We start from the raw sequence: 9,567 nt of genomic DNA on the forward strand, positions 1-9,567 counted from the left end.
TCAGCGCGCCGGCACGGCGGCGAAGGGGGCGAGGTGCCGGGAGATGTGCGGGACGAGCACCTGCGTGTACCTGTCGTGGTGGGCGCGCAGATCCGCCGCGAAGCGCTCGCGCAGCGGGGTCCCGTCGGGGAGGTCCGCGGTGAGGGAGTCGCCGTAGCCGACGTGCAGGATCTGCCGGGCGTCGTCGCTGTCCCGCACGAGCTGCACGAGGTCGTCCGCGCCCAGGCCCATGAGGTCCGTCGGGGTGCGGTCCTCGTGCGCGGAGACCTGGTAGGAGGCCTTCGCCCGTGCGTACGCCTCCCGCGAGATGCCCCAGACGGCGGCGAACAGCTCGGGGTCCGCTGCGGCGATGACCTCGAGGGCGCACAGGTAGGAGGTGCCGGAGGTCTTCAGGTGGACGAGGCCGTCGGTGGCCTCGAGGGCGAGCGGGTAGATCGAGAACTTGTCGGACCCGGAGTGCAGCGAGATCTTGTAGCCGCCGTGCAGCTCGCCGATCGCGTGGTGGACCTCGAGGTTGCGTCGCAGCTCCTCCCGGTCGCCGCGGAACTCGAGGCCCTTCTCGAAGCCGTCGACGTAGCGGGGGGCGAAGGAGAACCAGCTGACGCCGAGCCTCTCGAGCTCGGTCGCGAGGTAGTGGTGCTCGAAGAAGGTGGTCTGCCAGGCCGTCTCGTCGACCGCGATCTCGACCTCGACGGCGGGCTCGCCGCCGTGCGCGGCGCGCGCGGCCTCGGGTGCGTGCGCGAGCAGGTGGCGGTGCAGGCACGCGGCCTCGGCGACCGCCCCGCCGTACTTCACGGCGGCGGTGAGGATCTCCGCGTCCGACGGCGCGATCCGCTCCCCCGCGGCCTCGATGTCGAGGCCGCGGTAGCGGGCGAGGAGGTCGGTCCGGGTGTCCTCGAGCGCCTCCCAGGGCAGGTCGTCGACCTGCCGCTCGGTGATGCCGCCGGTGACGTCCTGGACCATGTCGCCGGGGTCGAGGGTGAACATGCGGAACCCGGCATCGAGCCCGCGGTCGATGCCCTCGGTGGTCTTGATGTGGTCGCAGTCCGCCCCGTATCCGCGCTCCCATCCGGCTTCGACCAGGCCGAACACCGCGTCGTCGAGGACTTCCCTCGCGCTGCGCCCGAGCCGGTCCATCTCACGGATCGACTGCTGGGCGAGCACGGGGAGGACTCCTCCGCCGGCCTCCGCGAAGGCGCGCGCCTGCCCGGCGGTCGCGAGGCCGGTGCGGTCCCCGGTGCCCACCGAGGTGCGGTGCCCGCTCACGAGCCGCGGGCGCAGCGCCGGCACCGCCGCCCGCAGGGCGAGCGCGTTGGAGTGGCTCGCGGGACCCTCGACGACCATTCCGTCGGCCGTCTCGGAGACGGTCCCCTCGAACGCGGTCAGGTCCGCGCGGCGGGCGGCGCGCAGCAGCAGGCTGCTCCGCTCGCGGGTGCGGACCACATCGGCTTGCAGGGCAGCGGTGTGCAGGGTCATCGGGGTTCTCCTCCGGTGGGGTCGGGTGCGCGGTGGCGCGGGGGCGCGAGGGCCGACGCGGTGGTCTCGTGCACCGCGTCGGGGTCGGCGAAGGGCGCGCCGATGCGGCTGAACGGCGCGCCGGCGTGGAGGGCCCGGCCCATCCAGTCCTCGACGTCGCGGACGACGGGATGGGCCGCCTCGCCCTCGCCGACCCAGGTGACGTGCTCAGGGCCGATGGGCCGCGGGTCGGGCCCGCTCTGGGTCGCTTCGAGGACAGTGGTGAAGGCCTCGGTGCTCTCGAGCGGGGAGAGCAGCGGCGCGGACGAGTCCTCACGGCCGTCGCGATGGTCGGGGCCGTCGCGATGGTCGAGGCGGTCGAGATGGTCGAGGAGGTCCACGAGCAGATCCCTGCGATCGAGGGACTCCTGCGTGCGCACCCCGGAGGCGTCGACGAGCTCGAGGCGATCCGTCGTGTACTCGAGGCGTGCGCGCCCCTTCTCCCCGCGGATCTCGATCCAGGGGTCGCCTTGCGAGGGCGCGGTGGTCACGAGCGCCGCCTGGACGAAGGATCCGGGGCCCGCGGGATCCACGCGCAGGTAGGTGGTGTCGTCGGCCTCGATGTCGTGGGCGCGGCGCAGCTCGGTGGTGATCCGCGCGATGTCGCTCGTGCGGGAGATGCCCGCGATCTGCAGGGCGAGGTCGACGGCGTGGGCGAGGGGGTTGGTGGCGACGCCGTCGGCCACTCGCCGGCCGTCCATGCGGCGCCTGCCCGCCCAGGGGCTGCGCGCGTAGTAGGCGCGGTCGCGCATCCAGGCGCCGAAGGCGTCGACGCTGCGCACCTCGCCCAGCGCGCCGGACGCGAGCAGCTCCCGCATCCGCGCGGCCCCTCCCCCGCCGCGGGCCTGGAAGCCGACCTGCACGACGCGTCCGGCCTCGCCCGCGGCGCGCAACAGGTCCTCGTGATCGACGAGGGAGGGCACGGGCGGCTTCTCGAGGTAGAGGTGACAGCCGGCGGCGAGGCCCTCACGGGCCAGGTCGGCGTGGGTGGTGATCGGCGTGGCGATGATCAGCACCTCGGGTGCCTGATCGGCCCCCTCGAGCAGTGCTGCGAGGCTCGGGAACCACGGGGCGCCGATCCCCGGCTCGGGCTCGGCGACGTCGACGACGCCCACGAGGCGGATCCGCCCGCTCTCGCGCAGCGGCGCCATCTGCCGCAGGTGCACGGCGCCGAAGCCCCGCGTGCCGATCAGCGCGAGGGGCAGCACCGCCCGCGCCTTCCCCGCGCTCATCGACCGATCCCCATGAACTCCTCGACGTCGACGGCCTGCCCGGTCTCGATCGAGGCGTTGCCGCAGATGCCGATGGAGATCGCGCGCAGACCGTCGTGCCAGTCGGCCGCGCGGCCCAATGGATCGGTCCCCTCACCGTGAGCGCGCCCGCGGAAGACCTCGGCGAGCATGAGCGCGTCGCCGCCGCCGTGCGCCCCCTCCCCCTGCGCGATCTCGATCTCCTGGGCGGTCTCGAAGTGTCGCTGCAGGACGAGTCTCTCGCCGGCGCGGCGAGCCCCCTCGCCCTCGTCGTCCACCCGCACGGCGCTCGGGTCCACCACCGCGTCGCCCTCGGTCGCTCCGTCGCTCTCGCCCCGCTCCCGCGTGTTCGTGAGCACGGCCGTGCGCTCGACGACCTCGAGCTCGACGCGCCCCTCGGTGCCGTTGACGGCGACCCGGTAGCCCTCCCAGGGGCTGTGCGCGTTCAGCGCGTAGGTCAGGGTGAGGCCGCTGTCGAAGTCCACGATCGCCGTGAGGTTGTCCTCGGTGGTGACGCCGGGAGCGAAGACGTCCTGGTCGCGGCGGTAGCCGTCGTGCTGCTCCTGGTCGAGGTAGAGCTCCTTCAGGCGAGGATCGCTGCGCAGGTCGAGCTCGAAGGGACCGTGCGGACCGTCGTGCGTGCCGCGCTCGGCGGGCGCGCTCTCTCCCCTCTCCTGCGCCGCCCGGTCGCCGTAGAAGCGCACGCCGCCGCGCGCATACACGGTCCGCGGCTGCGCGTCGATCCACCAGGAGGCGAGATCGAAGTGGTGGGAGGCCTTGTGGACGAACAGGCCGCCCGAGTTCGCCTTGTCGCGGTGCCAGCGCCGGAAGTAGTCGGCGCCGTGCGCAGTGTCCAGCACCCACTCGAAGACCATCGAGACCGGCGTGCCGATCCGGCCGTCGGCGATCACCTCACGCAGGGCGCTGTTGCGCGGCGAGTAGCGGTAGTTGAAGGTGACGGTCACACTGCGACCGGTGCGGCGCACGGCCTCCTCGATCATCCGCGCCTTCTCCGCATCGATCGTCAGCGGCTTCTCGACGACGACGTCGGCACCGGACTCGAGGCTGCGCACGATGTGCTCGGCATGGAAGCGGTCCATGGAGGTCACGATCATGCGCTCGATGCCCTGCTCGGCGATCACGTCCTCGAGGTGCTCGGGGCCGACGGCGGGGACGCCCTCGAGCGCCTCGTAGTGCTCGCGGTACCACTGCATGCGCCCGGGGTTGACATCGAACAGCGCGACGAGCTCGGCGACGTCGGCATGGGGTCCGGTGATCGCGTCGATGTACATCTGGCTGCGATGGCCGGTGCCGATCAGGCCGTAGCGGGTGCTCATGCGGGCTCCTTCGGGACGTCGGGAACGGAATGGGCCGCGCGCGGCCGACGGCTCACGCTCACTTGATCCCCGTCGTCGCGAATCCGCGGATCAGGAATCGCTGGCCGAGGAGGAAGACGATGAAGAGGGGGACGAGAGAGAGGACGGACATCGCGAACATGGCGCCCCAGTCGGAGGTGCCCTGGGAGTCGAGGAAGGCGCGCAGGGCGAGGGGGACGGTGAAGTTGTCCGGCGTCGTCAGGTAGATGAGGGAGCCGAAGAAGTCGTTCCACATCCACATGAACGTGAAGATCACCGTGGTCGCGATCGCGGGCGTCATGAGCGGCAGGATCACGCGGAAGAAGATGCGGAAATGTCCGCAGCCGTCGATGCGGGCGGCCTCGTCGAGCTCGCGGGGAATGCCTCGGATGAACTGGACCATGAGGAAAACGAAGAACGCATCGGTCGCGAGGAACTTCGGGAGGATGAGCGGGAGCATCGTGTTCACCCACCCCGTCTGGGAGAACATGATGTATTGCGGAACGATGACCACGTGGATGGGGAGCATCAGCGTCATCAGCATGACCGCGAACGCGATGTTCCGGCCCCAGAACTTGAGGCGGGCGAAGGCGTAGGCGGTGAGGGAGCAGGCGATGACGTTCCCGATCACGCAGCCCAGGACCAGCAGGGTCGAGTTGATCAGGTAGTGGGAGAACGGCTGGGACAGGGCGTTCCATCCGTTGACGTAGTTCTCGGTGTTGAAGCTGATCGGGAGCAGACCGGGATTCCGGAAGATCTCGGTGTTGGGGCGCAGGGAGCTGACGATCATCCACAACAGCGGATAGATCATGACCAGCGAGGCGATGATGAGGATCGCGTGGCGGACGATCGGCCCTACGCGCCGGGTGCGGCGGGGACGGGTCTTCGCCTGGTCGTCCGTGCGGTGGCCGCGGCCGACGGGCGCGGCGGCAGCGCCGGCGCCTGCGGGGCGGGAGGGGCCGCTGGTGGTGAGTTGATCAGTCATCGTAGAACACCCAGAACTTGGAGACGAAGAAGTTGATGGCGGTGAAGATCGCGACGATGATCAGGAGCAGCCAGGCCATCGCGGAGGCGTAACCCATGTCGAACTGGGTGAAGCCCTTCTGGTAGAGGTACAGCGTGTAGAAGAGGGTGGAGTCGGAGGGACCGCCGGTGCCCCCGGAGACGACGAACGCCTGGGTGAACGACTGGAAGGCGTTGATCACCTGCAGGACCAGGTTGAAGAAGATGATCGGGGTCAGCAGGGGCAGGGTGATCGCGGTGAAGCGCCGCCAGCGTCCGGCGCCGTCGACCTCGGCGGCCTCGTAGTACATCTGGGGGATCTGGCGCAGGCCCGCGAGGAAGATGATCATCGGGGAGCCGAACGTCCACACGTGCAGCAGGATGATCGTGCCCAGCGCGGTGGAGGGGTCGGAGATCCAGCCGGGCAGGTTCGTGAACCCGAGCATGCCCGCGATCTGGTTGACCAGGCCTCCGGTGCCGAACATCTGGCGCCACAGGATCGCGATCGCGACCGACCCGCCCAGCAGAGAGGGCAGGTAGAAGATCGAGCGGTAGAACGAGAGGCCCTTGATGCCCTCGTTGAGCAGAACCGCGAGCGCGAGGGCGAGGACGAGCTGGAGGGGCACGCCCACGATCACGTAGATCAGGGTGACCTTCAGCGAGGTCATCAGCCGGGCGTCGTGGAACATGTCCACGAAGTTCTGCAGGCCGATCCACTTCGGGGCGGCCAGCAGGCTGTAGTCCGTGAACGAGAGGTACAGCGAGGCGATCATCGGGATCAGGGTGATCCCGAGCAGGCCCAGCAGCCACGGCGCCATGAACACCAGGGCCGGTTTGTTGTCCGGGTGCTTCTCACGCACCCTGCCCCGTCCACGGCCCTTCGCCATGGACGTGAGCTCACCGATAGCACTCATCACTCATCCTTCCTCCAGTGGTCCTCACCGTCCGGTCCGGGACCGGTTCAGACGGTGATCGCCGACGTGAGCTGATCCAGCAGGTCCTTCCCGGCGGTCTTGGTGTCGGTGCGGCCGAACAGGAGGTCCTCCCCGCACCGCGTGAGGATGTCCTCGAACTGGCCGCCGCCCTGCGGGGTGATGACGGGGGCGTCGCCCAGCTCGTCCGCGATCGACTCGATGAAGTCGACGGCCTTGATGTCGGCGTCGGTGAGGTCGTCCGCGATGGCCTCGCGGACCGTCAGGTTGGCGGGCACGCCGCGCTCGGCGAGCAGCAGCCTCCCCGCGTCCTCGCTGTTGACGAGCCAGTCGACGAACGCGACGGCATGCTTTTCCGCGGTCGTCTTCGCGGAGACCGCGAAGTACATCGAGGCCTTGTACCAGAGCTGCGCGTCGGCGGCCTTCCCGGTCATCGACGGCATGCGCAGCACGTGCACCTTCCCGCCCGCGGCGGTGTCGTAGGCGACGACCTGGTTGGACCAGGCGACCTGGAGGGCGCACTTGCCGGTGGCGAACAGGGACTGGTCCACGGACTGGCCTGCCTCCTCCACCGACACGGAGGCGTCGGGCGCGGCCTTCGTCTCCTGCAGGGACTTCGCGTATGCGAAGAACTTCTCGGCGTCCTCGGCGGCGAAGCCGGCGCCGTCGGCCGAGTACTGGTCCTTGCCGAGCTGGCGCATGTACACCTGGAAGGTCGCCTGGACCAGGCCGATCTGCTGGAGCCCGTAGACGCCGTCGTCGGTGGCCTTGGTGATGTCTGCGGCGAGGGATGCGAGGTCGTCCCAGGTCCAGGTGGTGTCGTCGGGCAGGTCGATGCCCGCGTCCTCGAACACGGCGGCGTTCGCGAGCAGCACCGGTGCGTTGATGCCGGCGTTGATGGCGAGCAGCCCCTTGTCCGGCACCTCGCCCGCCGCGACGGAGCTGTCCTCGAAGTCGCTCGTCTCCAGTCCGGCCTTCTCGAGGTCGAGCAGCGCGCCGCGGTTGCCGTACTCGCTGAGGTACTTCTCGTCCATCTGGACGACGTCGGGCATGTCGCCGCCCGCGACCTGCGTAGCGAGCTTGTCCCAGTAGCCCGACCAGTCGGCCGGCTCGGCGGAGATGCTCAGATCGGACTCGACCTCGCCATAGGCGTCGATCGCGCCGCGGGTGGCCTTGTCGCGCACGGCGTTCCCCCACCACATGAACCGGAGGGCGGAGGAGCTGTCGCCGCCCGAGGCCTCCGAGCTCGAGCGGTTGGGGCCGCACGCGGCCAGGGTCAGCGCCGTGGGGACGGCGAGGGTGAGGGCGAGGGCTTCGCGTCGGGTGTGCACGTGATCTCCTTCGATCAGGGCTTCTGCGCGGTGGGTGGGTGACATGGGTGGATGTCTGGGGAGCGGGTCGTTCGCGGCCGACGCCGCTGAGTGGGAATGGTGCGGGAGCCGGCGGGCGGAGTCTTCGTGGTGCCTTCCGCGGAGTGTGCGGGGCCGGTTCCGGTGGCTGCGCCGGGGTTCTCCGGAGGATCAGCACGGTCCGCGGCGACCGTGCGATCGGCAGATTCTAAGCAGAGGACACCGCCCGAATGCAAACGTTCTCATACGTCGGAGAGACGGGGTCGCCTTGACCTGGGATAGCGCTGTCCAGACGGTCGTGGCGCAAGGCCGACATACCGCGCGTCATCCGACGCGCACCAGGGACCACCACGATCATTCGGCTCATCCGAGCTGCCCCTCGGCTTCGGTGACGGCGGTGGAGCTCGCGTCGGCCGGCTTCGCACGCCCGAAGAGGACGTCCTCCATGTGCCTGCCGAGGGCGTCGTTCACAGCGCTGCCGCCCGGAGGGGTGATCACCGGTCCATCCCCCAGTTCGTCGGCGATGGCCTCGATGAAGTCGACCGCCTTCAGGTCGGAGTCGGTGAGGTCGCCCTCGATGGCCTTGCGCACCGTGAGGTTCGCGGGGACGCCCCGCTCCGCGAGGAGGATCTTCCCTGCCTCGGTCGAGTTCACGAGCCAGTCGACGAATGCCGTGGCCGCCCCCTGCTGCGCGGACCTGGCCGCGACCGCGAAGTACATCGAGGCCTTGTACCAGAGCTTCACATCGGCGGACTTGCCCGTCATCGACGGCATACGCAGCACCTTCACCGTTCCGCCCAGCGCCGTGTCGTTGCTGACCACCTGGTTCGACCACGCCAGCTGGAGCCCGCACTTGCCGGTGGCGAACAGCGTCTGATCGACGGACTTCCCCGTCTCCTCGACGGCAACCGAGGCCCCGGGCGCCGCCCCGGTGCTCTGGAGCTCGAGGGCGAACTCCATCCACTGCTGCAGCTGTGCGGCAGTGAAGCCGAGGCCCTCGTCGGCGAACTTCTCCGCTCCGAGCTGCCGGAGGTAGACGCTGAGTGCGGGATCGCCGGCGGCGCCCAGCTGCTGGACGCCGAAGATGCCGTCGGGCGTCGCCTTCGTGATCGCGGCGGACATGTCGACGAGCTCGTCCCAGGTCCATGAGCCGTCGTCGGGCAGGTCCACGCCGGCCGCGTCGAAGACATCGGGATTGGCCAGCAGCACCGGGGCGTTCACGCCCGCGTTCAGCGCGAAGAGCCCGTCGTCGACCATGCCGGCGTCCAGTGCCGACGGATCGAACTCGGAGGTGTCCACGTCGGTGTCCTTGAGGTTCAGAAGGATGCCCCGACTGGAGTACTCGCTGAGGTAGGACTCGTCCATCTGGATCAGGTCCGGCACGTCCCCGCCGGCCACCTGGGTGGCGAGTTTGTCCCAGTAGCCCGACCAGTCGGTGGGCTCATCGGAGATGCTCACCTCGGGATGCGCGGAGTGATAGGTCGAGATGGTCTTGCGCGTGGCCTTGTCACGCACGGCGTTTCCCCACCAGGCGAAGCGCAGCGTGCCGGAGTCGGAGGCGCCCGATCCACCGGACGAACCGCCAGGAGCATTCGGACCGCAGGCGGCGAGGCCTCCCAGGCTCGCCAGAGCCAGGGGCACTGCGAGGACGGCGCGACGTGAGGGCATGGCGATCTCCTTCGATCTTCGCCGCCAGGCGCGGCGCAGCTGACGATCCACATGAGCCCGGCGATCTTCGGGACAGCTGCGCGACGGGAGGCTGCGAGGCCGTGCAGCCACCGGTGCACAACGCGCGGGAAGCGCTCTCCAGCTTCCTGGAGTACGCCGCTCACTGAATCGAGGACGAGCGTATGCGCAACTCTGAAACGTGTAAAGCCCTCGATGCCGAATCGTGACAGCACCCCGTACGGCCACGGGCGCCGCGTCCACGCGACCTACCACTAGGGAGCCGTCAGGCTCTTTCGTGCGCTCGACGGGTGCGTCCGCCGGCAGCACACCGGGACGGGGTATGGATGCAGAAAAGGGTTGTGGCTCGTCACCGCGCTCCACCCGAACCCGATCACTCGAGTCCGAGGAGCAGCTGGCAACGAGCCACAACCCTCTCCACAAAAAACGTCCGGCGGCGTCCTACTCTCCCACACCCTCCCGAGTGCAGTACCATCGG

General features: G+C 69.7%; 7 protein-coding genes. All 7 read right to left on the minus strand.

Annotated features, from left to right (window positions below):
- The 7 genes from ACFQ53_RS07115 to ACFQ53_RS07145 all read right to left on the minus strand — a co-directional run bounded on the left by ACFQ53_RS07115 (nt 1) and on the right by ACFQ53_RS07145 (nt 9,071).
- Nucleotides 1-1,476, minus strand: a complete 1,476-nt coding sequence (locus ACFQ53_RS07115) for a tagaturonate epimerase family protein (RefSeq protein WP_377857363.1) — start codon at nt 1,474-1,476, stop codon at nt 1-3.
- Nucleotides 1,473-2,747: a Gfo/Idh/MocA family protein gene (locus tag ACFQ53_RS07120; protein ID WP_377857366.1), complete on the minus strand. Its 1,275-nt coding sequence runs from the start codon at nt 2,745-2,747 to the stop codon at nt 1,473-1,475. Before ACFQ53_RS07120 ends, ACFQ53_RS07115 begins: the two co-directional genes overlap by 4 nt.
- Nucleotides 2,744-4,102, minus strand: a complete 1,359-nt coding sequence (locus tag ACFQ53_RS07125) for a Gfo/Idh/MocA family protein (RefSeq protein WP_377857369.1) — start codon at nt 4,100-4,102, stop codon at nt 2,744-2,746. The genes ACFQ53_RS07120 and ACFQ53_RS07125 overlap by 4 nt, the downstream gene beginning before the upstream one ends.
- Before the next feature lie 58 nt (nt 4,103-4,160).
- A complete protein-coding gene (locus ACFQ53_RS07130) occupies nt 4,161-5,105 on the minus strand; it encodes a carbohydrate ABC transporter permease (RefSeq protein ID WP_377857372.1) in 945 nt (314 codons plus the stop codon).
- Nucleotides 5,098-6,036 carry a carbohydrate ABC transporter permease gene (locus ACFQ53_RS07135; RefSeq protein WP_377857375.1) on the minus strand — a complete coding sequence of 313 codons (939 nt, stop codon included), beginning with the start codon at nt 6,034-6,036 and terminating at the stop codon, nt 5,098-5,100. Before ACFQ53_RS07135 ends, ACFQ53_RS07130 begins: the two co-directional genes overlap by 8 nt.
- Nucleotides 6,037-6,083: 47 nt before the next feature.
- Nucleotides 6,084-7,385, minus strand: a complete 1,302-nt coding sequence (locus tag ACFQ53_RS07140) for an ABC transporter substrate-binding protein (RefSeq protein WP_377857378.1) — start codon at nt 7,383-7,385, stop codon at nt 6,084-6,086.
- 381 nt (nt 7,386-7,766) lie between these two features.
- Nucleotides 7,767-9,071: an ABC transporter substrate-binding protein gene (locus tag ACFQ53_RS07145; RefSeq protein ID WP_377857381.1), complete on the minus strand. Its 1,305-nt coding sequence runs from the start codon at nt 9,069-9,071 to the stop codon at nt 7,767-7,769.
- Between the last annotated feature and the right edge of the window lie 496 nt (nt 9,072-9,567).

Source organism: Brachybacterium sp. NPDC056505, assembly GCF_042794925.1.
GTDB lineage: Bacteria > Actinomycetota > Actinomycetes > Actinomycetales > Dermabacteraceae > Brachybacterium > Brachybacterium kimchii.